Consider the following 24,132-nt stretch of genomic DNA (forward strand, 5'->3'; position numbering starts at 1 on the left):
CTTCGTTTTGCGTGATATAATAAAATTCGTTTTAAAGCAGGATGGGATTGTCAGAGAGGAGAATAAGAAGGTGCGAACAGAAATAACTAACACAACCGAACAAGTAAGCATGAAATTTGTGACGCTTGTTTCAATAGTATCCGCGCTTGGCGGATTATTATTTGGTTTCGATACAGCGGTCGTATCAGGAGCTATCGGTTTTATGGAGGAGCATTTTGACCTCACAAAACTGCAGGTTGGATGGGCCGTTTCAAGCTTAATCATCGGCTGTATTGTTGGCGCGGCTATGTCAGGCATTTTAGGTGATCGCTTTGGACGGAAAAGAGTACTTATTGCAGCAGCATTTTTGTTTATTATCAGCTCGATCGGTTCAGCCATTCCCGAAAGCTTCTCTGGATTTATTATTGCTCGGATTATTGGCGGAATCGGAATCGGCATAACGTCTACCTTATGTCCGCTTTATAATGCCGAGATTGCTCCCGCGAAATTCCGCGGCAGACTCGTCGCTCTTAATCAGCTCGCTATCGTTACCGGCATCTTCCTTACTTATTTCGTGAATTTATGGATTTCTAACGCTGGCGATGCAGCCTGGAGCGTAACCTCTGCTTGGCGCTGGATGTTTGGGGTTGGAGCCGTTCCCGGTCTATTGTTCTTAATTTTACTATTCTTCGTGCCTGAAAGCCCGCGATGGTTAATCAAGCAAGGACGAGCAGTGGCCGCATTGCCAATTCTTTTGCGTATCCACGGGGAAGAGCTGGCAAGGAAAGAAGTCATCGATATCAAACATTCCTTTGAACAGGAAAGCGGATCAATCAAGCAGCTGTTCAGTCCGGGACTTCGAATCGCTTTGATTGTCGGCGTAGGATTAGCTTTTCTTCAGCAGGTAACCGGCATTAATGCGGTGATGTACTATGCTCCCGAGATATTCAAAGCAACGGGCGCAGGTACAAACGCTTCACTGGTTCAAACGATTTTGGTTGGTTTCATCAACTTCTTGTTCACGATTATCGCTTTATGGCTTATTGATAAAGTTGGACGAAAAGCGCTTTTGCTGGTCGGTTCGGCTTCGATGGCGATTTGTCTGTTAGTCATTGGCATCGCTTTTCAAACGGGTCATTCAGCCGGTCCGCTCGTGCTAATTTTTATTTTGCTCTACGTTGCTTCATTCGCGATTTCATTGGGTCCTGTCGTATGGGTAATTATTTCCGAAATTTTTCCGAATCGCATCCGCGGAAAAGCGACGGCGATCGCTGCAATGGTGCTATGGGCGGCGGATTATCTCGTATCACAAACGTTCCCGCCTTTGCTCGGCTCCGCCGGACCTGCAGCCACGTTCTGGATTTACGGCAGCATGGCGCTGATTGCATTCTTATTCACTTGGCGAATTGTACCGGAGACGAAAGGTAAATCGCTCGAGGAAATTGAATCTTTGTGGGCGAAGTAATATCTCTGTATAATAGATGTATCACTTTAATCTATTCTTAGGAGATATACAAATGGACTTCCGATTAGATCTCATTGAAAACAAAATCGAATTTTTCGAGGCTTATGATTTGAAAACATTGGAACTGAAAATCGATCAGCAAATTGAGAATAACAAAGGCTTGCTGTTAGAGGTATTCCATGTCAGCCATCATGCCGTATTCAATCCCAAAGTCGAAAAAATGCTTTATAGCGCGGTCATCCACTTTAAAGCAAAAAAATAATTCGCTTTGCGCAACAAAATCCTCCTGACGAACAACAGTCGGGAGGGTTTTTATTGTTAACTTATGAGTTAAGGCTCTGCTTTTCGCAAACCTCGTTTGATGCTCGTTGCTTGGCAAATAGAAGCAGTTAGATAAAGCTCTTTAAAGAAGGCGGCCGCCGTACCAGACTCGCCTGCTCATAGGAATAAGCTAGCTTAATGAGCATCGGCTCTTCGTAGGCTCTGGCAGCGAACGTAACGCCAAACGGCACTCCTTTGGCCGTGTAGCCTGCCGGAACAACAATAGAGGGATAACCAGCGCGCGAAGTAATTCTTGCGCCGAAATCCGCCGGAAACAACAACGCATCCAATTGATGCTCCTTCATTGTCGCATCCAGCCCCTCTTCCTTGCAGAACCTTAGATCTGCCGCACGGTCCCGAAGATATGGAACCTCGGTCTGCGTTCCTGAGGTTGTCGTTTCAGCGCGCAGCAATGTTACTTGCCCGTATTTCAACGTCTCGACCGGATGCTCGTTATTAAAAGCGATAATGTCCTTGAGCGTCCGTATTTTGAAGCCGGGCGGCAGTTTGGATAAGTACGCATTCAACGATGATTTAAATTCATTCAACACAACGGAGGAATACACAATTCGACGGGCGGTTCTCACGTCTGCCGGGTCAACGATCACAGCTCCCTGTTTTCTCATCAGCGCTACTGCGTCGTTAAATATACCAAGCTGCTCTTCCGTTAATTCCTCGAAGAAATAATCTCTCGGAATCCCGATTCGTGCGCCTTCAAGCCCTTTGGGATCAAGAAAAACATTGTAATCCTCCTGCTTTCGCCAATAGCCCGCTCCCATAGCAGCATCGCCTTCATCATGCGCGGTGATCGCATTCAATACAAGCACGGCATCCGTTACCGTTCTGGCCATTGGTCCTGCTGTATCCTGCGTGTTCGAAAGCGGCAAAATGCCCGAACGGCTTACAAGTCCCACGGTCGGCTTAATGCCCACCGTGGAGCTTAAATTCCCTGGGTTGAGTATTGATCCAGAGGTCTCTGTTCCGATGGAAGCCATACAGAAATTACAGGCTACAGCCACTCCCGAGCCTGCACTCGATCCGCCTGTCGGCGTCGATATGTTGTAGGGGTTAAGAACTTGTCCGCCGCGCGAACTATAGCCGGAAGGCATGCCTTCCGTCATAAAATTAGCAAACTCCGTCATATTCGCTTTACCCAAAATGACAGCGCCTGCTTCCCTAAGCCTCTTCACGATAAAAGCATCTTCTCCCGCGAAGGAACCCGCAAGCGCTAGGGATCCCGCACTCGTATGCATATTATCGCCTGTATTTATATTATCCTTTAGCAAAATCGGAATACCGTGCAGCGGGCCTCTCGGACCCTTCGCAGCGCGCTCACTGTCCAGCGCAGAGGCAATAAACAAAGCATCGGGATTAAGCTCAATCACGGAATTGATCGTTAGTCCTTCTTTGTCATGAGCTGCGATCCGGTCAAAATAACGCAGTACCAGTTCGCGTGACGTAATCTCGCCTGATGCCATTGCTGCTTGAATGGACGAAATGGTTGCCTCTACGATTTCCATGTCCCGATTGCCCCTTATATAATCCGAATAAAAGCAGTATGAGCCTAGTATATACTATTTTTTGGCAAAGAACATCTCTGCTTCTTTCCCCCGGGCAAGTTATTATTATTTTTATGGATTGAAAAACATTTCATCTCATACTTCCTTATATTTAAAACAAAAGGAGAGAAGGCTATTCTCAGCCTTCTCTCCCTATTCATCTGCAGTCATGCTGCCATCCCTTCGTCACCTGCCAGCTTCAGCTGCTTGCGGTAGACCATTTTGGAGATGGAAATACTGATTTCATAAAGTAAAAACAGCGGGACAATGACGATAATATCAGACAGAATATCAGGAGGAGTTATCGTGATCGCAACGAGCGCCAGAATGAAATAAGCAAGCTTTCTTGCCTTAGCGAGCCTATTTGGATTCAAAATGCCCAGCTTGGTCAGAAACATGACGATTGCCGGCATCTCGAACAGAAGACCAAAGGGCACGGTCATATGAATCATGAAAGTAAAATATTTCTGGGCCGTGTACATCGTTACAAACTCATTTGCTGCCATTTCATTCATGAAATGGAGTACCATCGGAAATAAGATGAAATAACCGAAACAAATGCCGACGATAAATAATATACTAATGCTTGGAATGAACACAAGAGCGGCGCGCTGTGCTTCCTTTGGCACCGCAGGCGTGACAAACTTCCAGATTTGATAAGCAGCTATAGGCAATGTAATCGCAATGGCGACTACACCGGCAATCATCATATATACCCATATGACATCCGAAGGCCCTAGCAGAACCAGCTTTTGATCCACATTTCTTACCAGCCACTGATAAATATCCTTCACATAGATAAAGGCCGCCGCCATGGCGACTAAGAACGCGACAAGCGTTCGAATCAGCCTTGAACGCATTTCTTCCAAATGTCCGATTAAGCTTTGATCATTCGGATTGCTCATCTTATTTCGCAGTCGACGCTGCTGCCTCCGGCGTCTCCTCAGGCTTGAGCTTCTCGTCGTCATCGCCGTTTACAAGCCCGCGGGTTGCCCCTTTAAATTCGCTTAACGTTCTGCCAAAAGCGCGTCCGAGCTCCGGCAGCTTCGAAGGACCAAATATGATAAGTGCGATAATAAGGATTAATACTAATCCTCCGATTCCAATATTGCCAAATGGCATATCCTCAGCCCCTTTTAAGTTAAAATGCAGCCGCAGACAACAAGTCCGCGGCTATTTGCAAAGCACCTTCATCCATTAGCCAAGCTTAAATCCGCTGATCGCAACAACCGCGCATCTTGCTTTGGTATCGCCTGCACGGTGCGGCCATGTACTTGTAGGCTTGCTTAAATCTGTTGTATTCTCGCCTGGATGCTGCACCGAAAGGAATAAGGTTTGCTCATCAGGCGTAAAGAACGGACCCGTAAGCTCGCTTTCGACTGGCGCCGAAGCAAATTGCAGTGCCATTGCCTGATCCGGTCCGCTCGTCGGAATGACGAATAATCCATTGTTCATAAACGATTTATGAACACCTTTATTTTGGCTGCTGCTCGAAATATCCGTCACGACCCAAAGATGGCCATTGGAATCAAACGCCAGGTTATCAGGCGAGCTGAATCCGGATTGGCGGCCGCCTGCGGCAAAAATCTCAAAGTCGAATTCCAAAGCGGCCAAATCATTGTTCGCTTCGAATATTCGAGTAATATGACCGTGAATATTTCCATGATTATCATTGTTTGTGTGGCAGATAAAGATCGTATTGTCAAACGGCGAAATTTCAATATCCTCCGGTCGATCGGTTGGCGTGCCTCCCACAAGCAGTGCAGCCTCCTGGCAGAAGGTAACGACATCGCCTTGCGTCTTGAATTTTTTCAGCGCGTCAGGCTTGTCCTTGGCAGCTTTGATAACCTCATCCAAAGTGACCGGCATCCACTTCCCGCTCTTCAAATTGGCAACATAGAGCGTGCCATCCTCCAGCAGAGCAGAATTCGCACGGCCTTTTAGCTTATCGAACTTCCCTTTGCTTACAAATTTGTAGACGCATGCGTCTTTTTTGTCATCGCCCATGTACACCACGACACGGCCGTCAGGCGCAAGCCCCATTGCTGTATTCTCATGGTTGAAGCGGCCTAGCGCAGTATGCTTCTTCAGGTACGACTTATCGAAGGGATCTACTTCAATTACCCAGCCGTAATGCGTTTCTGGAAGCTTGGACGCTGCTGCAGTTTCCGCGAAATTTTCTTCACAGGAAAGCACGGTATTCCAGAGGGTTACACCGCCCGAGCAATTCGCAAACGTACCGACAGCAGAGGTTGCGCCGCCTACGGCAGTGCTGCCTTTTGCAGGACCTGTAAGCTGAAACTTCGTATATCCATTGATTCGGCGGGCATGCGTCGAGGTTTTATCCATCTTCCATGTCCCTTTCTCATCACGGTACACTTCGATGACGGACATGCCTTGGTAATAAAGATTTTTATGCAATTGATCCGCTGTCATCTTGCCGTCCTTCACGGGACCAATCGAGAAAATCGTGCTGTATTCATGGTTGTTAACGAGAAGCCCTCTAACATTCGATCCCTTAATTGGAAAGAAAGCATTATAATCGCAGCCAGATCCGAATTTTTCTCCCGCTTCGTTTATTACATCATCAAAGGCAGCGATCACATCATATTTAAAGTTTTTTGGCAAAAGGAGCTGATCTTCCTTAGAAGGAGAAATCGGCTCAAAATAGCCGCTAACCCGGTTCGTGTTAAATCCAAACAAATGATCAGCTGTTGCAGACATAGCAGAGGCTTTGCCGTTTAAAACCCCTAAACCTGCCGATGCTGTTGCAAGTGCAGCTGCACCTGTACCCAAATACGAAAGAAAGGTTTTGCGATCCATCGATTTGTTCAACTTTTCCACTCCTCTTGTATGTGATCTACTCTTAGACAAGCATAATAAGGAACTGTTAAGCCAATGTCACCTTAACCTGGAAATATTGTAAATGGCGGAATGATTATCATTCCATGCCTGATGATCGGGGGCATGGCGGCAGTGAAGGAGATTATATCGGCTTTGGCTGGCCTGATCGCAAGGATTACCTACTTTGGATTCGAAAAATTATAGAAGCGGTTGGCGAATCTGCGCAAATCGTATTGCATGGCATTTCGATGGGCGGAGCTACCGTCATGATGATTAGCGGAGAGAAGCTTCCGGAACAGGTTAAAGTTATTGTCGAGGACTGCGGCTATACCTCCGTGTATGATCAGCTCCTTTATCAACTAAAGCGGATTTACAAGCTTCCGGCCTTTCCTATTTTGCCGGCGACGAGCTTATTGACTCGCATGAAAGCAGGCTACCATTTTAACGAAGCCTCGGCACTCAAGCAGCTCGACAAGAACAAGCTGCCGACGCTATTTATACACGGCTCGGAAGATACCTTTGTACCTACCGAAATGGTGTGGCGACTTTATGAGGCATGCAAGACAGAGAAAGAAATTTATATCGCTGAGGGTGCCGGCCACGGTATGGCTTATTCGACGGACAAAGCAGCTTACGAGCAGAAGGTCTCTGATTTTGTCGGACGTTACCTCGCATACAGCTAGAGCATTGCATGACAAATCCCTGCATTAGCCATACTGATAGGATGAACAGGCATAGCTGAGCAGGAGGATTTTCATGACAAAACGACATTGGCAGATTCCCGCAACAAAAGGTTTTAGCTTCCGAATGGAAACCGGGCAGGTCCTTCGGGTGACCGACATCGAGGGCGAGCAGGTTGCTGACCTTGTCGCTTATCGTTGCGATGATTTTAGCGAGAGGCTAGATCCCGGTGTAACCATGGATGCCTTGCACGCAATGAAAGTAAAGCCCGGAGACAAACTGTACTCCAATAAATACAGACCGATTCTCACGGTCTTATCCGATACCGTAGGACAGCATGATTTTATTAATCCAGCATGCCGTTCAGAAATGTACGAGCTGCTTTATGATAAGAAGGAACATGCTAGCTGCTACCATAATCTAAATCATGCGCTTGACGCTTTCGGCATTCCCTCGCCTGATCAGCATTACCCCTTCAACCTATTCATGAATACGGTCATAAAACCTTCAGGGCAAATCAGCGTTGAACGACCGCTTTCTAAGCCTGGAGACTATATTGAGCTCCGTGCGGAAATGGATTTAATCATCGCCATTTCTGCTTGTCCTTGCGCCGAGAGCGCATGCAACGGCTACAATTGCACAGCAATTGAGGCCGAAATCCTTTAGTTAGCTTCTTCTACCATGAAAGAACCTTGAATAGAATGACTTGTACATGTCCATTTCTAATCAAGGAGCGATGCTTATGAGTGCTTTTTTCGCTTATATGTTTTTAGGTTTATCTTTATCCGCGCCAATCGGACCGATCAATGCCGCTCAGTTGGATAAGGGCGCAAGATTCGGCTTTACTCATGCATGGTTGGTCGGGTTTGGAGCAATGTGCGCCGATTTGTTGTACATGCTGTGCATCTACTTTGGGCTGGCGCATTTTTTGAGCACCCCGTTTATGAAAACTTTTCTGTGGCTGTTTGGCTGCTTTGTCCTTCTTTATACCGGGATCGAAACCTTGAAGAATATGAAAAAAATGCCTGAAGCAGGCGTAATCGAAACAGCCACCCGATCAAGCTCCTTTCGTTCCGGATTTCTGATGGCGCTCACGAACCCACTCAACATTTTATTTTGGCTCGGTATTTATGGCTCCATTTTGGCAGAAAGTGTTCAGAACCACGGTGTCTCTCAAGTGCTGTGGCATAGCTTTGGTATTTTTGCCGGCATTTTGCTTTGGGATTTTGTCATGGCCATACTCGCAAGCTCCTTCCATAAGTTCGGAAATCGAATGACCTTGCAAATCATTTCCGCAGGAGCCGGACTCTCTCTGATCGGCTTCGGACTCTACTTCGGCTATCAAGCTTTTTTGCAGCTCACCCGTTAAATCAGGCATTCACCCATAAAACCTTCTCCGCATAGTATGCTTCGTCATACTTTCTGAAGGAGGTTATATTTTTTTATGGCTGAATTAACAAGTAAGGCATGGCTTGATGAGAACTTCATTCATATACCGGAATGGCAGCAGGATGCTTATCGCCAATTTGCAAGCATGATTGCAGATCCTGCCAACAGTTATCCCTGTATACCCGGCCGTTATGGCTTTCTAACGAATAATTTACGATTTGGTTTTGCTTCCGATCCTCGAGACGAGCAAGCCATTACCGAGGTGTCGCAGCTGCTGCGGCAGTATGGCGAAAGTGCTCGTGAAACGGGGAAATACGCTTCGCTCGTTATCTTTTTTAAGACGACGGAAGAGCTGCGCAGCAGCTATACGATAGAAGATTACGAGGAGCTGTTTTGGTCAGTATTAAGCCGTGTCAGCGCAAAGGATGAGACACCTTGGCCGGATGCCATATCAACAGACCCTTCCCATCACTCTTGGGAATTCTGCTATGATGGCCATCCTTATTTCGCCTTTTGCAGCACACCTGCCCACACCGTTCGCAAGAGCCGTTTATCGCCTTATTTTCTCATCGCCTTTCAGCCGCGTTTCGTTTTCGAGGAAATCAATGATTCCACCCCGTTTGGACGAAACATGAAAAAACTTATCCGTCAAAAACTAGTGGAATACGACGGCGTACCCGCCCACCACTCTCTTAAATGGTACGGCCAGGAAGATAATCATGAGTGGAAGCAATATTTTTTGCGGGATGATGAGAGCTCTCCGTCCAAATGTCCTTATACTTATATGAAAAACAAATTTAAAGGCATGAGCCTGCGCTTTCATAAATAACGGCAAAGAGGAAGCTAGGCTTGCGCTTTTTTTGCCCAGATCCGATTCATAACCATAGTAATAAGAAGCACGATAACGACGATCAGCAAGCTGCTCCAAAAACCGGCTCTCCCCGTCCGCTCCGCAAGGACACCGGAAACCGCGGCAGCAATCAATCCGATGGCAATCCATGTTTTCAACTGCCCGCCGGCTTTGGGCTTCATCAGCTTTAGATAGGTAACCAGCACAAACAGCCAAGTATATAGAAGCACCAAACCTCCGGCAGTCGTAATATGCTCGAATATTTTTTTCGGCATCAGTAATGCGAGGACAATGGAGACGCACAGCCCCGCCGTATTGACGCCTAACGCATACAGCGGGAGCTCTCGTTTCCCAATTTTCTTTGCCAGCCATTTTGGGGCATCCCCATCCTCGGATAAGGTCATCAGCATGGCGGAGACTCCGTATAAAGAGGCAACGAGAATCGAAAATCCGGCAATGATTAGAACGCCGTTCAATATATGGACCAGCACCGGCAGATTCATCGCAACCAAAGGAATAATGAGCGGACTTTCATCTGGCAGCCACTGCTCCTTTGTCATATAAAGAAGCGCGATGCCGATGGAGCAAATATACAACACCGTTACGATGGACAGCATAATCCATCCCGCTTTAGGAGCTTCCTTCGGATGACGCAAATTCATTGCCATAAACCCCATGACTTCAATGCCGCTGAAAGCATAAAACGCATAGAGCAATCCTTTCCAGGCACCTACCCATCCCGCGTCGCCCCATTCAGACAAGCTTTCTTTCATAGAATGAACATTGCCTATCCCTCTAACCATTGCGTATCCCGCAACGATAATAAACATAACGATTGCTGCCATTTTGACGAGAGCAAAAATATTTTCTGCCTTGTTAATCCCTTTGGAGCCCAAAATAACAACGAACAAAGCAAGAACCGAGTAGCCTGCGGCAAAAATCCAAAGCGGTATGCCCGGGAACCAATATTGTGAAAATAATCCTATCGCCGTTAATGAGCTTCCTAATATAAGCATCTCAGAGGACCAATAAACCCAGCCTAAACTAAAACCAGCCCACCTGCCGAACGCTAATTTGGCATAGGTTCTAAATGAGCCCTTCTCGGGATGCTCAGCTGTCATCTGCGCCAAAGCCTCATATACAAATAGAGTAGCGATCGCCGCCAGCAAAAAAATTAAGAGCACGAAGAAACCGCTTTTTTTTATCGCGATTCCCGAGCCTAGAAAAAATCCCGTTCCTATCGTGCAGCCTACGCCAAACAAAGCAAATTGCCACCAGGACAGTTTATCCTGAGATGTCCGCATCCCTGTCGCCTCCATTTCTTTTGTACTGTTCGCTTCACAGCTGGTTTTTATTCTCAGTTGAAGCTGCTCTGGATTCCGCCGATTCGAATACGAAGGATCGATTAAATACATAACCCGATGCCGGCATCGATATGATTAATCAATTACAATCTTTTGTATGAAAAGGAGATTGATCGAATGGAACCTTTTTCCCCTGAGCTGCTGAAAGGAAAGGTTATCCTCATTACAGGCGGTGCGACCGGTCTAGGCCGCGCCATGGGAGAGAAATTCATTGCGCTCGGCGCTCGCCTCGCGATAGCAAGCCGCCGGGAAGAAGTACTGAAACAAGCAGCTAAAGCAATGAGCCTGGAAGCAAGCCAAGTTTTCCACAAATGTTGTGATGTGCGTGATCCCGATCAGGTAAAAGACATGATTGATGCCGTTGAAAGCCATTTTGGCCATATCGATATTCTTATCAATAATGCGGCCGGTAATTTTATAAGCCCAACGGAAAGGCTCTCGACAAATGCCGTTGACACCGTCTTAAACATTGTTTTGCACGGTACCTTCTATACGACACTGGAGGTTGGGAAGAGATGGATTGCTGAGGGCAGAAGCGGTACGATGCTGAACATCGTCACAACCTATGCATCAACCGGATCAGGCTATGTAGTTCCTTCCGCTGCTGCAAAAGCGGGCGTATTAGCCTTAACCCGGTCGCTTGCCGTCGAATGGGCAAATTACGGCATTCGCCAGGTCGCCATTGCACCTGGTCCTTTTCCAACAGAGGGCGCTTGGTCACGTCTCTCCCCTACGCCAGAACTGGAAGAAAAAATGATTGGCCGCATTCCGCTGAAGCGGGTCGGCAACAAGGAAGAGCTGGCAAATCTGGCTGCTTTCCTTATATCCGACTATGCGGCCTATATGAACGGGGAAGTCGTAACGATTGACGGCGGAGAATGGCTGCAAGGCGCAGGCCAGTTCAATGGCTTGTCAGAAGTAACCGATGAGCAATGGGATGCTTTGGCTGCGCTGACGCGAAGAGGCAAATAAAATGCTCAATTGAAAAAACAGCTCATTTCTCCAGAGAGATATGAGCTGTTTTAGTAACATGCGTTACTTATTTTTACTCGCCTTTCGCTTGTTGGAGCGGGCCAGCAAGCGGCCCTTTTCCGCCTGAAGCGTTACCAGCAGAAGCATTGCCGCCGGATTTGTTTCCTCCTGAACGTTTGCCTCCAGATGCGTTGCCGCCGGATTTGTTTCCACCTAAACGTTTGCCTCCAGATGTGTTACCGCCGGATTGGTTTCCTCCTGAACGTTTGCCTCCAGATGCGTTACCGCCGGATTTGTTTCCGCCTGAACGTTTGCCTCCAGATGCGTTGCCGCCGGATTGGTTTGCTCCTTTACGTTTGCCTCCAGATGCGTTGCCGCCGGATTGGTTTGCTCCTTTACGTTTGCCTCCAGATGCGTTGCCGCCGGATTGGTTCACCAAAAGCCCCGTATTGTCCATTAGACACATACGGAGCTTTTTCGGCCATATGGAGAAATCAGAGCTTTAATTTAATCGCTTAGGTTTCGGGCTTGTCCTATACTGTTTGCCGTTATCTCATTCCCAATTACAAAAAACTGCTAGAAATGAACTAAAAATTAACTAAACTTTATAACTATCATTTTTCATTTTAAATTTAGAATAATGTTGAGCCTAATTTCATCTATTATAACCAAACATGCAAGAAAAACAGCTTGAACAATAGCTTTTTTAATGATGAAATCGTACTTTTTTAACTTTTTCTATAAAATCATCTTAACACATCCCTTTTTACACACTACTAAACTTTCAGTATTTTTATCATTTATTATACTAAACTTTAAATAAACTTATTGACCACTTTAAAAATAAGTGATAAATTTAGTCAAAAGAAGCACTTATTTTAAGTATACTGTGAAGTCGAATAATTAAAGTTTAGTTAAATATTTATTCTTGTTAATGTCCGTTAAGTATAAAACAAAGGGAGTGCACAAGCAGAATGAAGAAACTTAAATTGGGATATGCCCCAACTAGAAGGTTTACGTTCAGTGCGGAGGATGCTTTTAAGTACAAGGTATTAATTAGGGAGAAAATCAACAGCTTCGGTCTTGATATGGATATCGTCGATCTGGAGGGAATTAACCAAGAGGGTCTGCTTTACGACGATAATATTAACGCAGACCTTATTATCGATCGTTTTAAGCAGGAAAACGTAGATGCGGTTTTTTTCCCCCATTGCAATTTCGGTACGGAGGATACGGTCGCAAGAGTGGGCAAAGCGCTTGGCAAGCCCGTGCTTCTATGGGGGCCGAGGGACGAAGCGCCGCTTGAAGACGGCATGAGGCTTCGGGATACGCAGTGCGGCTTATTCGCGACAGGCAAAGTACTTCGCCGCTTTAACGTGCCCTTCACTTATGTCACGAACAGCCGAGTTGATGATCCGGTGTTCGAAAGAGGCTTCACGAACTTCGCGGCGGCAGCCAATGTCGTAAAGCATTTCCGCAGCCTGCGGATTTTGCAGATCGGACCGCGCCCCCCATCGTTTTGGACGATGATGTGCAATGAAGGCGAGCTTCTCGAACGCTTTGGAATCGAGATCCACCCGATCACATTAGTCGACATTCAAAGAGAAACAAAACGGATCGAGAGTGGAAACAGCTCGGAGCTGACTGCCGCGATTGATTATATAAAAGAAAAGCTGGACTGGTCCGAAGTTACGGAAGCAGACGTTAAGCGAATTGCCGCTCTTAAAGTAGCAATGAAGTCGTATGCGGTCAAAACGGGCAGTTCTGCCATCGCGATCCAGTGCTGGTCCTCCCTTCAGGATGCCATGGGCATCATGCCGTGTTTGGCGAATGCAATCTTAACCGACGAGCAAATTCCGGTGACCTGCGAAACGGATATTCACGGAGCTATCACTTCGGTTATGGTGCAGGCGGCAACGATGAACCAGCATCCTACCTTCTTTGCAGATCTGACCGTGCGGCATCCAGAAAACGCAAACGGCGAGCTTCTTTTCCATTGCGGAAATTTCCCGGTATCGTTGTCGGTTGAGAATAAGCCGAAGCTGCGCAAGCATTTCCTGTTTGACGATCATGCTCCCGGTACGCATGAGGGCGAAATCAAGGGCGGTGAAATGACATTGGCCCGGTTCGATGGCGATCATGGCGACTATCAGCTATTCCTAGGCAAAGCCCGCGGCATACAAGGACCGTATACACGCGGCTCCTATGTATGGGTCGAAGTAAATGATTGGCCGCTTTGGGAAGAAAAACTCGTAAAAGGCCCTTATGTGCATCATTCCGTAGGTATTCATGCGAATGCCATTCCAGCTTTATATGAGGCATGCAGCTACATTCCGGGACTTACGCCAGATCCGGTCGACCCTACCGAACAGCAAATTCAAGCTTGGCTTCGCGGAAGCGGCTTATAAACGAGGAGGAGTATTAGCATGGAGACAATCGCATTAAAGGCAAAGGCAGCAAACATCCGGATGGACCTACTTCGAATGATTCACAACGCTAAAACCGGACATACAGGCGGCTCTTTAAGCAATACGGACATTTTGACGGCCTTATATTATCGAATTATGAAGCTTGATCCTCAAAATCCGAAATGGGATATGCGAGACCGTTTCATAGCAAGCAAAGGGCATTCAGTTGAATCTTTGTGGTGCATCCTTGCTGATCTTGGTTTTTTTCCAAAGGAAGAGCTGCAGACCTTCAGCCAGTTTGGGTCACGGCTAATCGGCCATCCGAACAATAAGGTGAACGGCATTGAGATGAATACGGGGGCACTTGGCCACGGGCTTGCGATTTCCGTTGGCATGGCACTTGCCTCCAAGCGCGATAAAAGCGGCTACCGCGTTTTCTGTCTCATGGGCGACGGCGAACAAGCAGAAGGCTCCGTATGGGAAGCTGCCATGGCAGGCGCACATTTTAAGCTCGATAATTTAATTGGTATCATCGACCGCAACCGTTTGCAAATCAGCGGATCTACCGAGGATGTGATGGGGCTTGATCCGCTTGAAGACAAATGGGAAGCTTTTGGCTGGCATGTGGTATCAATCAACGGAAATGACATGGATGAGCTTGTTCATGCGCTAGAGGCTGCCCCCGCTGCAGGAAACAAGCCCACTCTTATCATGGCGAACACCGTGAAAGGTAAAGGCGTTTCCTTCGCAGAAAATTCGGCGAAGTGGCATCATCATGTCCCTAGCGACGAGCAGCTGGAGCTTGCAATTAACGAGCTGACGGCTTTACTTGAAACCTATCAGTTAGAAAGGAAGGTATAGGCGCCATGGCAAATAAAATTCCGAATCGGCAAATCATTTGCGACACACTTCTGAGATTGGCAGAGAATGACCCTGATATTATGGTGCTTGCGAGTGATTCCCGAGGCTCGGCTGCGATGGCGCCGTTCGCCGATACGTATCCAGAGCAATTCGTAGAGGTTGGCATCGCTGAGCAAAATATCGTTGGCATCGCGGCCGGTCTAGCGCACAGCGGCAAAAAACCTTATGTAACATCCCCTGCTTGCTTCCTAAGCATGCGGAGCATCGAGCAAATCAAAGTCGATGTCGCATACTCCGCCACGAACGTTAAACTGGTCGGCATTAGCGGCGGCGTCAGCTACGGCGCGCTCGGCATGTCTCATCATTCGGTGCAGGATCTTGCCGTCATGAGGGCGATCCCGGGCCTGGCTGTTGTTCTGCCCGCGGACCGGCATGAAACGAAAAAAATGACGGAAGCGCTCGTTTCCTACAAAGGCGGCGCCTATATGCGAATTGGCCGTAATCCGGTCGAAGACGTATATGAATCCGATGATTATGACTTCGTAATTGGTCAAGCAAGAACGATGCGCGAGGGAACGGATATTACGATCATTGCCGCTGGCGAGACGGTCAGAATCGCGCTGGACGCTTATGCCGAATTGCAGGAAGCTGGCGTTTCCGCGAGAATCCTTAACATGCATACCATTAAGCCGCTTGACGAAGCCGCGATTATTAGCGCCGCGCGCGAAACGGGACGCATCATTACGGTTGAAGAGCACAGCATTCACGGCGGGCTTGGCGCAGCGGTGGCTGAAGTCGTCGTACAGCATCATCCCGTTCCCGTCCGTATCCTAGGCATTCCTGATGAGCCGGCCATCGCCGGAAAAACCGCCGAGGTGTTCGAACATTACGGTATCAGCGCGAATAATATCAAGCAGATTGCTTTGGAGCTGCTGGGCAGATAAGGATGGCGGCCATGGGAAAATATATTTTAGCAATTGATCAAAGCACCTCCGGCACGAAAGCAATTCTTGTAGATGGCGACGGAGTAATCCTTGGCAAAAGCTCTGTGGAGCATAAACAATACTATCCGGAGCCTGGCTGGGTCGAGCATGACCCGATCGCAATCTATGAGAACGTGAAGGAATCCGTAGTCGACGTTCTTAAACAAACAGGTACGGACGTGAGCGAGCTCGCCGTGCTTACCATCACCAATCAACGAGAAACGGCCATCCTTTGGGACCGGATTACGGGTCAGCCCGTTTATAATGCCATAGTATGGCAATGCCAGCGGACATCAGAAGCATGTGCGGCCTACCGTTCCGATGGGCATGGGCCTGCCGTAATTGCCAAAACGGGACTGATGCTGGATCCTTATTTTTCTGCCTCCAAGTGGCGGTGGATTCTGGATCACGCAGAGGGCGCAAGCGTGAAGCTTGCGGAAGGAAGGCTTCTAGCCGGCAACATGGACAGCTGGTTGATCTGGAAGCTGACGGGAGGCAAGGTTCACGCAACGGATTACACGAACGCCAGCCGGACCTCGTTGTTTAACATCCATACGCTGGAGTGGGACGAGGAAATGTGCCGGATATTCGGGGTCCCCTCCTCCCTGCTGCCGGAAGTAAAATATTCTGACGAGAAATTCGGATTTACGGAGAAAGACAGCTGGCTCGGTGCAGCCATCCCAATCTCCGGAGTAATTGGAGATTCCCAGGCAGCGTTGTTCGGTAACCTATGTTTGGAAGAAGGCATGGCGAAGGCGACCTACGGTACGGGAACCTCCGTGCTGATGAATATTGGCTCGCAGCCTGCATCCTTCGGCAGCGGATTGGTTCAGACCATTGCTTGGGGCAGGGAGAATAGCGTGACTTACGCGCTCGAAGCGGTCATCCGTACGTCTGGCGACAGCTTGAAATGGCTTCGGGAAAACTTAGAGTTATTTGATTCCTTTGAAGAAATGGACCGTTTACTGGAGCAAGTGCCGAGCAACGAAGGTGTTTATCTTGTTCCCGCCTTTGTCGGACTCGGAGCTCCGTACTGGCAGCCGAACGCAAGGGCAGCGATATCTGGCATGAACCGGGGAACAGGAAAAGCGCATATCATTCGGGCTGCACTCGAGAGCATCGCCTACCAGGTTTTCGACGCAGTAGAGCTGCTTCAATCGGCTTCAGGCATTACGCTCGAGGAGCTTCGCGCCGATGGAGGCGCAGCGGAAAATACGTTGCTGATGCAATTTCAAACAGATATTTTAAGAAAAAAAATCGTTAGGACCGGAGTTGCCGAGCTTTCCGCTATGGGTTCTGTATTTTTAGGCGGGTTAGCTGTCGGGATTTGGCGCTCTACCGAGGATCTAAAAAAGAGAGTTCAGAGCTCACGAACGTACGTCCCACAAATGAAAGAGTCCGAAAGGGCCGCTTGTCTGGATGGTTGGCGAAAAGCAGTATCCGCTCTGCTCTTTAAAGATGAATGTTTATCATTATCAAAAGAATGAGCTTACCGCGTTGGTACTGGCTTCCCAGTCAATAAGCTGTATGCGCTTTTGGTGCTGGACAGCATGGCAAGGAATCGAAGCAAAAAATAGGGGCTGTCTCAAAAGCAGTAAGCTCGCTAAAGAGATAGCTCGCTCTGAACAAAAATGTTGGAAACCATGATAAAATGGCGGTACAGGGGGCTACTCCTGTACCGCCATTTTTCTATTCTGGTCTATGGCTGCTTGCTTAAGCTGATTATGGGCAAGCGAAAGCCACCCGACCTCCAGGCTTACCCTTGTTGATGATAAGCATACGTTTTTTCAGAGAGAGCTTCGCTAATTTCCCAACCTTCAAAACATTTCCTCCTCTCAATACCCTCTGTATATCCAACAAGTAATTAACAATTATCATCTATTATAACTTTACAAAAACCCGATCTATTGCGATCGGGTTTATAACATTTTATATGGAAGGGATGGGATTTGGCCCCTTACTTTAACTCGCTTCCATTTTGATTGTAATTGCTATAGACAACCGGATTGAGAGGACTTGCTGCTAAACCTCCGACTTGGCAGCCAGGCAGCCAGTTTTGCAAATCGCTTTTGCGAGAATTGCTGTCCGGCTCCGCAACCTTAGTTCCGTCAGCATAATAGATAATGGTGATTACTTCACGCATCTCGTCCGTGGGATTCCCTGGAGCCGAGTGAAGAGTCCAGCCTGCGTGGAAGGTGGCGTCGCCTGCAGCCATTGCCCCGTAATTCACTTGTTTCAAGCCTTTTCCTTCGATATAGGTCTTCAGCGTCCGATGCGATTCATCCGAAATGAGCTCCCTGCTTAAGAACCCATTCCGATGGGATTCAGAAGCAAAAGTCATAGACCCTACCTCCTCTGAGATAGGAACGAGCGGCATCCATAACGTAATTGTTTTGTCCGTATCGAACGGCCAATAGATTTGATCCTGATGCCAAGGCGTGTGTCCTCCACCCGGTTCTTTATATAAGGCTTGATCATGGTAGATCCGAACGCCGTCCACTCCCATGAGATCTGCGGCAATTTTGGCAAAGCGTTCAGCTAAAATGAATCGTGCTAGCTTTTCGTCCCTTTTCCATACGTTACCAATCTGAATAAATGCTTTGCCGTAAGTATCCCTTTCCTCCATTGGTTTATCGTGGTAGTTCAGCTTCCTCACCAATTCACCCATAATAGGTCTATAAGCCGCGATTTCATCTTCCGTTGCTACGTTCCGCAGCAGGATATGTCCGTTCTTTCCATAATCGGCTATTTGACTATTCGTCAGTTCAAAATTTTGATCGATTCGAGGCAGTTGTTCATCGTTAACGGTTTCCATGTGTAACATCTCCTGTCTACAATTTCACGTTCCTTGCTCGTTCTATTGTAGAGTCATACCGTCATTAAATTCTTTGTGGGAACTGACCGATTTATTGTCAAAAATGACTGTTTACTTTAGAATGGCTGTAGAGCAGTACAGAGGTTGGACGTCTTTCAAATGAAAGGGACATCATGCTAACATTAACCGAATTGCTGGATAGCTCACCTGTTCTTCCGTATATAAGGGAATGCGATTTCGCCGTGCGGTTGCCTTGGTTTACGCATGAAAGAAGACTGCTTGACTACTTGCTGATCTATATTCAGGAAGGTACGCTTAGAGTGACAGAAGAAGGCGTCGCAGCGGATTACCAAGCAGGTGATTTCTGCCTGCTGCAACCTGGTACGCTGCATACGCTCGAAGGGCTGACGCACACGATCACACCATTTGCCCATTTGGATATTTTCTATCATTCGCAGCGCAAGGAAAGCTTTCCAACCAAGGCAGGGCAAACGGATTTAACGGCTTATCTCCATTTGCTTCAGCCTCGCATAAACGACTTGGCAGGATTGCATATTCCTAGCCGATTCAAGCCTCACGACCCGTTTCGCTTCAAGGATACCATGCTTAGAATGGTTGAATGCTGGAACCGGCACGACCCCTTAAACCGTTTAGAAGCGCAAGGCTACGCAACCGAACTCATCATCATGCTGCTTCAGGATCATGCTGAACGAAGCTTGAATACAGCACCGTCTGACACTTCATTAAAGTGGATGACTTCATACCTTCATATGCATTTAGCCGAATCTATTACCATTGAAGAGATGGCGAGCCGAGCCAATCTTTCCCCATCAAGGTTCAGAACGGTATTCAAGCAGCAATTCGGTCAACCGCCGCATCAATATTTACTGCAGCTTAGGCTTCGCCATGCTTGCGAGCTGCTGCAGCAAACGAAATATCCGCTTCACACCATCGCCGAATATTGCGGATTTGCCGACCTGCATCATTTCTCAAAAATTTTTCGCAAGCATATCGGTGATGCCCCCGGCGCTTATCGCAAAGCACGTCAGCAGGCCAAAATGTTCCTCTAAGGCATTCACCGAAATTTATAAGCTGAAAATGGATCAGTAAATACAACAGGCGATCGGAAAGTTTTCCGGTCGCCTGCTTAATTATCACTTACACCGATCGGGATATTTTGCAAACCCATGTGCTAAAAGCTCTCCTTAAAGCGACTGTTGAATTATGGTTTTTCACTGTTATCCAACATAATTACTGCAAAATCCATCAATCAAAACTCGCATCAGACAAGGTTCGTTTCACAACGTTTGCAAAAAAACTTCATAAATCCCAAGTGAAAAAATCTTACGCCAGTGCAGCCCATACTAAAAACCAATATAAACGATGATCGTTTTGTTGAGTCCAAAGAAATATTGGCCGACATCAATTCAATCCCTAATCTGGCCGAAATGGATTGGATGATTCTGAGCACTTGGTGCGTGAACTGTTTGAATTGATGATTCAAGTTCGGGGAGCGCAATCTCAAGAAATCATTAGCAAAAAAAACCGCGATTAACGCGGCTTTTCATGAGATAATGTTCTTCATCCGACATCTCCGGACAAGAACAATATACTTACCTTCACTTCCTTCCCAATTCGGATTGTAACAAAGTCGAGCAATTATTACATTTGATCTTCTGTGTTAGGTATTTTAGCCAGATAATTAGTTAATGCTTTGATCTTCCACTCCTCTAAGACAGTATCATTCATTAAATCGGTAGCAGCTGTAAAATCCTCAAGTTGGAATGTTTTCAACTCATCGAGTGTATAAGTGAAATCATCCCTCTCCTGAGAAGCATGGCATGATATGCAACTTGCTACATCCCTTTTGGCATTTAATGATTGGTCTGCATTGTAAGCCTGGAATCGCCAATCTCCATTTTGCTCTTCGGTTGGTTGATCGCCCCAGTCTAAGCGTTTTTCCATGACAAAAATATCCGATAAAATTTTATCTCTGTAGATTTCAAGAGTTAATACAGTTCCTTGTGGAATTGGCTCTCCGCTTTGAACTGCTTTAATGGTTTCCGGACTTGCGTATAGCTTTTCATGTGCATTCCCACGATCAACAGTCGTATAAATGATTTGATCGGTATAATTATCTGGTAAATCAACAATTGCAGTACCATTTTCAACAGTTTGTTCTGGTTCTACTGGTTGTGTTGGTTGTTCTGTTTGCTCAGATTGTTCGCTAGTCATGTTATCAACTTGATTGTTACTTCCTTCCCCGCATCCAGACAAGATAACTGTAGTTAAGAAAGTCAATAATACAAATACTTTTTTCATTGGTAATTCCTCYTTGAATAATATATCCGTCACTATATACGTTGTTTTTGCTTTTGTATAAACTTCACAGCATAATGTGTTCCACAGATATAGATTCCCATAATCGAAAGGTAATCCATAATAAAGGTAATGGCGGATTCATCGAAACCCAAGAATCCGAATGGATCATATACAACGAGTTTTGTACCTAGGTTTCTTTCGAACGAAGTCTGAACTCCAAAAACCACAATAAATACTGCCAATATGCGTAATAAGAAAGTTCGGACTGTGCTTGAACCCGTTATTCCGGTCATTCTTCGCATGGCATTAATTATCGTCCCCCATGACATTCCAATATGAACAGCCATGATAATAAAACCCCAATAAGAAGTCATGACATGGATTTGCATGAAGATCATGTCATTTTTAATCGGAATCCAAGAAAGAACTTCACGGGAAATTGGTATTGAACTGATTAACACTGCAGCCATTGAAACAAGGAATAACAAATTAACCATAATGCTGAGTATACGTCGAAGATCGAACTTCCCCTTTAAAAGGGTCTTATACCACTTACGGTTTAAAATGTTATGGACAATAAATAAAACCAACAGGATGACACCAACAACTTCGTGGACTAGAATCCCAGTCATTTGGTAGGCCATAGCCACTAACATAAGAACAGTCATTGTCACGTCAATGAACAGTCTGATTATCATCTTAGGATTCAATCCAGTTTCCTCTTTCCCAATTCATCATTCATTTTTCATCCACTTGCTTTTCCTATGCTGTATTTGGCTCCTCGATTTTTCAGTAAAACTGAGTTCACATCCAAAACGTTAGGATGTCAAAGGAATACGCATGAGAGAAAGTGTTCTTTTAATTATGTCCGATGTCATGGTTGAATCGTTATCTCAATCGTCTCGAATGTTTGCCTAATCCTCTCGCAGTTACTTACGAATAAAGAATAAATGCGATATACTTTGAAAAAAATAAACTATCGTTTGAGGGGGAGCATATGACTGAAGTTACTGAGAGTAAACGTAGCGAGCTCGCAAGCCTGATTGAGCGTCACATCATTAATGACGGAGTCATCCAAACGACAATTCCATCGTTGTTTTTTATTCGATTCTCCTATTCAACGGAGAAGGGTTACAGAGTTTACAATCCTTCATATTGCTTTATAGCACAAGGATTGAAAGAAGTTTGGCTAGCCAAAGAGCGCTTTGAGTATGGTCCAGCGGATTTTCTTGTTTCATCAATGAATCTGCCTGTAATTGGACAAATAATAAAAGCATATAATGCTGTACCTTATCTAAGTTTAAAACTTGAATTCACACAGAATCAGATTTTAGAAGTTTTAAATGAATCAGAATTTCAATTGACAGCGTCGGGGGACGTAAGAAGAGCTCTGTTCGTAGGAGAGATTGAGCTCTCATTGTTAGATGCAACTCTCCGTTTAGTTCGATTATTAGACAACCCCAAGGACATACCCTATTTGGCTCCGATCTATCTAAAAGAGGTGCTGTATAGACTTCTCCAAAGTCAGTATGGTTCCACTCTTGYCCAAATCGCTTTGGAAGGAAGCAGCTCGTTTCGTATTCAGGAAAGCATTGAAGAAATTATTAATAATTTTGAAAAGCCTCTACGAGTTGAAGAGCTTGCAGATGCAGCTAAAATGGGTATATCAACATTCCATCGTGTGTTCAAGGATGTTACTGCAATGAGTCCGATTCAATTTCAGAAACAAATTCGATTGCAAGAAGCTCGACGATTATTATTATCAGAATCAGCGGATGCCGCTGATGCAGCATTTCGCGTCGGTTATGAGAGTGCTTCACAATTTAGTCGTGAATATGCCCGTATGTTTGGTTCTCCTCCAAAAACAGACATCAAACAATTAAGGGACAAATATGAGGATAAAACGCAGTCAACTGAACCAGTTCGTACATAATGTTACGATGAACCATGGTATGAACTTTGGGATCACCTTCACAAATGAAGAAAGGCAGCGGACTTAGGTCGGCTGCCTTTCCTATTTCATCTGTCCTAACTTTTATTAATTGAGCTCCAGGGACCTCATCATAAATTCCAAGAACGGTGGCAGCGATTACTCTTTTCACTCCTGAGTTTTCGTTGATTGCTCAACAATAGGTCCGATTATAGTCCATTTTCGTATGTTACTTTAGGGATAGCGAGAGGATTAGGCAAACATCTGAGAGGAATGGGATTACGTTTGCTTTGAGAATTTACATCCTAACCCTTATCAGTAATTTAGTCGTTACTTGTCACAAAGATGTACGCGAATCACGATATCCTGATCATGATTGCCGAATCCGGAACCATAAAGCGTTAATCCCCCTATGTTAACGGCATCCTCGTCAACAGTGAAACGAAGCGTCCAGAACGGTTCTCGTAGCTTGATCTCCGATACGGTCACGTCTGACATACGCTCTCCATCTATAAACGTTCCTATGGCGTCAATACGGATTGTCTTTAAAAGTCCGTATTGGTTCACATTTCGATGCCACCACTCCGGCGTATATCTTCCACGCGCAGCTCTTCCGAAGTCAGCCGGGCTTGTCCAGGTACCAAGGGAAACGCCGTTAAACGCGAACCGGATATCCGATGGCCAATGATCCCTCAAGCCTGGTGCTTCAGAAGCTATTTCCATAGAAATTTCGATGGCGTCAGCGGTTTGATCGGAACGCAAATAGTTAGGTGTCTTGTACTCCACGTAACCTTTCCCGAACCAAAGGATGGCGGCATGAACCCGCTCGGGATCGAGAAAGTAGCGCGGGTCGTCCCAAATTCCAATTTCTTTCTCGCACGTTCCAAGTCCGCAGGTAGGATGGATTTCAAAAGCGGTATAATGCCCAACCGATATCTTCTGCTCTCTGATCCTTGCGGTCCGGCTGGCGGTTGGCAACTCGATCTCGATGTTTTTTTCTTTGAGGAAACACAATTTATGTGTCCCTCCATTTAGGCGAATTCTACGGCTTCCGATCAATTCAGCCTGCTCGAGTTTTCGTATGTGCATGGTGACAATGGAGGGACTAAGTTCTAACGCAGCCGCAATGTCCTTGACATTCATTTCCCTATCGGCAATCAAGTCCATAATTCTCCATCTGACCTCGCTTGCAAGCGCTTCGTATAAAAGCATGAATTGGAATTCCCCGTTCGCTTTGATCATAATCACATTCYCCTGTCCACGAATGTTAAAATCACATATATATTAATTTAATGAATTTAACCTATTCATACAACCCTACTCCATTGCAAGTTTTTGTACGATAGTGTTAAATTTCCTTATTAGCTCATCATTTTGAATTCTTATATT

The 24,132-nt window shown here is 46.2% G+C and carries 23 protein-coding genes; 13 read left to right on the forward strand and 10 right to left on the reverse strand.

The features are described 5' to 3' along the window. The first annotated feature begins 70 nt into the window (after positions 1-70). Together AC1DLI_RS15995 and AC1DLI_RS16000 are read left to right on the forward strand one after the other, a co-directional pair. Complete coding sequence (locus AC1DLI_RS15995) at positions 71-1,444, forward strand: sugar porter family MFS transporter (RefSeq protein WP_477604172.1); 1,374 nt, start codon at positions 71-73, stop codon at positions 1,442-1,444. Between the two features lie 52 nt (positions 1,445-1,496). Continuing rightward, on the forward strand, positions 1,497-1,706 hold the full coding sequence (locus AC1DLI_RS16000; protein ID WP_477604174.1) for a YrzA family protein: 210 nt from the start codon (positions 1,497-1,499) through the stop codon (positions 1,704-1,706). 127 nt (positions 1,707-1,833) lie between these two features. Here the strand turns inward: AC1DLI_RS16000 and AC1DLI_RS16005 are convergent, their stop codons facing one another. The 4 genes from AC1DLI_RS16005 to AC1DLI_RS16020 form a co-directional block, all read right to left on the reverse strand. Then, positions 1,834-3,285, reverse strand: coding sequence for an amidase family protein (locus tag AC1DLI_RS16005; protein WP_477604176.1), 1,452 nt, complete (start codon positions 3,283-3,285; stop codon positions 1,834-1,836). 206 nt (positions 3,286-3,491) lie between these two features. Further along, complete coding sequence (gene tatC, locus AC1DLI_RS16010; RefSeq protein ID WP_477604178.1) at positions 3,492-4,229, reverse strand: twin-arginine translocase subunit TatC; 738 nt, start codon at positions 4,227-4,229, stop codon at positions 3,492-3,494. Between the two features lies 1 nt (position 4,230). Further along, positions 4,231-4,446, reverse strand: a complete 216-nt coding sequence (locus AC1DLI_RS16015; protein WP_477604180.1) for a twin-arginine translocase TatA/TatE family subunit — start codon at positions 4,444-4,446, stop codon at positions 4,231-4,233. Between the two features lie 75 nt (positions 4,447-4,521). Beyond that, complete coding sequence (locus AC1DLI_RS16020) at positions 4,522-6,147, reverse strand: PhoX family protein (RefSeq protein ID WP_477605030.1); 1,626 nt, start codon at positions 6,145-6,147, stop codon at positions 4,522-4,524. Between the two features lie 125 nt (positions 6,148-6,272). On the opposite strand from AC1DLI_RS16020, the gene AC1DLI_RS16025 reads away from it, so the two are divergent. The 4 genes from AC1DLI_RS16025 to AC1DLI_RS16040 all read left to right on the forward strand — a co-directional run bounded on the left by AC1DLI_RS16025 (position 6,273) and on the right by AC1DLI_RS16040 (position 9,067). Then, positions 6,273-6,851 (forward strand): alpha/beta hydrolase, encoded by a 579-nt coding sequence (locus tag AC1DLI_RS16025; RefSeq protein ID WP_477604182.1) that lies wholly within the window; start codon positions 6,273-6,275, stop codon positions 6,849-6,851. Positions 6,852-6,924: 73 nt separating this feature from the next. Then, positions 6,925-7,515: a DUF1989 domain-containing protein gene (locus tag AC1DLI_RS16030; RefSeq protein WP_477604184.1), complete on the forward strand. Its 591-nt coding sequence runs from the start codon at positions 6,925-6,927 to the stop codon at positions 7,513-7,515. 76 nt (positions 7,516-7,591) lie between these two features. Further along, positions 7,592-8,218, forward strand: a complete 627-nt coding sequence (locus AC1DLI_RS16035) for a LysE family translocator (RefSeq protein ID WP_477604186.1) — start codon at positions 7,592-7,594, stop codon at positions 8,216-8,218. A gap of 75 nt (positions 8,219-8,293) precedes the next feature. After that, positions 8,294-9,067 (forward strand): YqcI/YcgG family protein, encoded by a 774-nt coding sequence (locus tag AC1DLI_RS16040; RefSeq protein WP_477604188.1) that lies wholly within the window; start codon positions 8,294-8,296, stop codon positions 9,065-9,067. A 14-nt stretch (positions 9,068-9,081) separates the two neighbouring features. On the opposite strand, the gene AC1DLI_RS16045 is transcribed toward AC1DLI_RS16040, so the two are convergent. Next, the gene (locus AC1DLI_RS16045) at positions 9,082-10,392 is read right to left on the reverse strand and encodes an amino acid permease (RefSeq protein WP_477604190.1); all 1,311 of its coding nucleotides are present in this window, start codon (positions 10,390-10,392) and stop codon (positions 9,082-9,084) included. 177 nt (positions 10,393-10,569) lie between these two features. Here AC1DLI_RS16045 and AC1DLI_RS16050 point away from each other — a divergent pair, with 177 nt between their 5' ends. Continuing rightward, the gene (locus tag AC1DLI_RS16050; RefSeq protein WP_477604192.1) at positions 10,570-11,424 is read left to right on the forward strand and encodes an SDR family oxidoreductase; all 855 of its coding nucleotides are present in this window, start codon (positions 10,570-10,572) and stop codon (positions 11,422-11,424) included. 73 nt (positions 11,425-11,497) lie between these two features. Here AC1DLI_RS16050 and AC1DLI_RS16055 read toward each other — a convergent pair whose 3' ends face one another. After that, positions 11,498-11,860 carry a hypothetical protein gene (locus tag AC1DLI_RS16055; RefSeq protein ID WP_477604194.1) on the reverse strand — a complete coding sequence of 121 codons (363 nt, stop codon included), beginning with the start codon at positions 11,858-11,860 and terminating at the stop codon, positions 11,498-11,500. Positions 11,861-12,398: 538 nt separating this feature from the next. Here AC1DLI_RS16055 and AC1DLI_RS16060 point away from each other — a divergent pair. Genes AC1DLI_RS16060 through glpK form a run of 4 tightly spaced genes read left to right on the forward strand, consistent with a single transcriptional unit; the run spans position 12,399 to position 17,163 of the window. Then, a complete protein-coding gene (locus AC1DLI_RS16060) occupies positions 12,399-13,832 on the forward strand; it encodes an L-fucose/L-arabinose isomerase family protein (protein WP_477604196.1) in 1,434 nt (477 codons plus the stop codon). A gap of 18 nt (positions 13,833-13,850) precedes the next feature. Beyond that, positions 13,851-14,693: a transketolase gene (locus AC1DLI_RS16065; protein WP_477604198.1), complete on the forward strand. Its 843-nt coding sequence runs from the start codon at positions 13,851-13,853 to the stop codon at positions 14,691-14,693. A gap of 5 nt (positions 14,694-14,698) precedes the next feature. Further along, complete coding sequence (locus AC1DLI_RS16070; RefSeq protein WP_477604200.1) at positions 14,699-15,637, forward strand: transketolase family protein; 939 nt, start codon at positions 14,699-14,701, stop codon at positions 15,635-15,637. A 2-nt stretch (positions 15,638-15,639) separates the two neighbouring features. Then, complete coding sequence (gene glpK / locus AC1DLI_RS16075; RefSeq protein WP_477604202.1) at positions 15,640-17,163, forward strand: glycerol kinase GlpK; 1,524 nt, start codon at positions 15,640-15,642, stop codon at positions 17,161-17,163. Positions 17,164-17,633: 470 nt separating this feature from the next. Here glpK and AC1DLI_RS16080 read toward each other — a convergent pair whose 3' ends face one another. Next, positions 17,634-18,491: a phytanoyl-CoA dioxygenase family protein gene (locus tag AC1DLI_RS16080; RefSeq protein WP_477604204.1), complete on the reverse strand. Its 858-nt coding sequence runs from the start codon at positions 18,489-18,491 to the stop codon at positions 17,634-17,636. Positions 18,492-18,664: 173 nt separating this feature from the next. On the opposite strand from AC1DLI_RS16080, the gene AC1DLI_RS16085 reads away from it, so the two are divergent. Then, entirely contained in the window at positions 18,665-19,561 is an 897-nt protein-coding gene (locus AC1DLI_RS16085) for a helix-turn-helix domain-containing protein (RefSeq protein ID WP_477604206.1), read from the forward strand. A 592-nt stretch (positions 19,562-20,153) separates the two neighbouring features. Here AC1DLI_RS16085 and AC1DLI_RS16090 read toward each other — a convergent pair. Beyond that, a complete protein-coding gene (locus AC1DLI_RS16090; RefSeq protein WP_477604208.1) occupies positions 20,154-20,813 on the reverse strand; it encodes a cytochrome P460 family protein in 660 nt (219 codons plus the stop codon). 32 nt (positions 20,814-20,845) lie between these two features. Then, entirely contained in the window at positions 20,846-21,523 is a 678-nt protein-coding gene (locus AC1DLI_RS16095) for a DUF4405 domain-containing protein (protein ID WP_477604210.1), read from the reverse strand. Positions 21,524-21,810: 287 nt separating this feature from the next. Here AC1DLI_RS16095 and AC1DLI_RS16100 point away from each other — a divergent pair, with 287 nt between their 5' ends. Next, on the forward strand, positions 21,811-22,746 hold the full coding sequence (locus AC1DLI_RS16100; protein WP_477604212.1) for an AraC family transcriptional regulator: 936 nt from the start codon (positions 21,811-21,813) through the stop codon (positions 22,744-22,746). A 327-nt stretch (positions 22,747-23,073) separates the two neighbouring features. Here the strand turns inward: AC1DLI_RS16100 and AC1DLI_RS16105 are convergent, their stop codons facing one another. Beyond that, a complete protein-coding gene (locus AC1DLI_RS16105; RefSeq protein ID WP_477604214.1) occupies positions 23,074-23,985 on the reverse strand; it encodes an ArsR/SmtB family transcription factor in 912 nt (303 codons plus the stop codon). Between the last annotated feature and the right edge of the window lie 147 nt (positions 23,986-24,132).

Source organism: Paenibacillus sp. 01T443 (genome assembly GCF_056398325.1).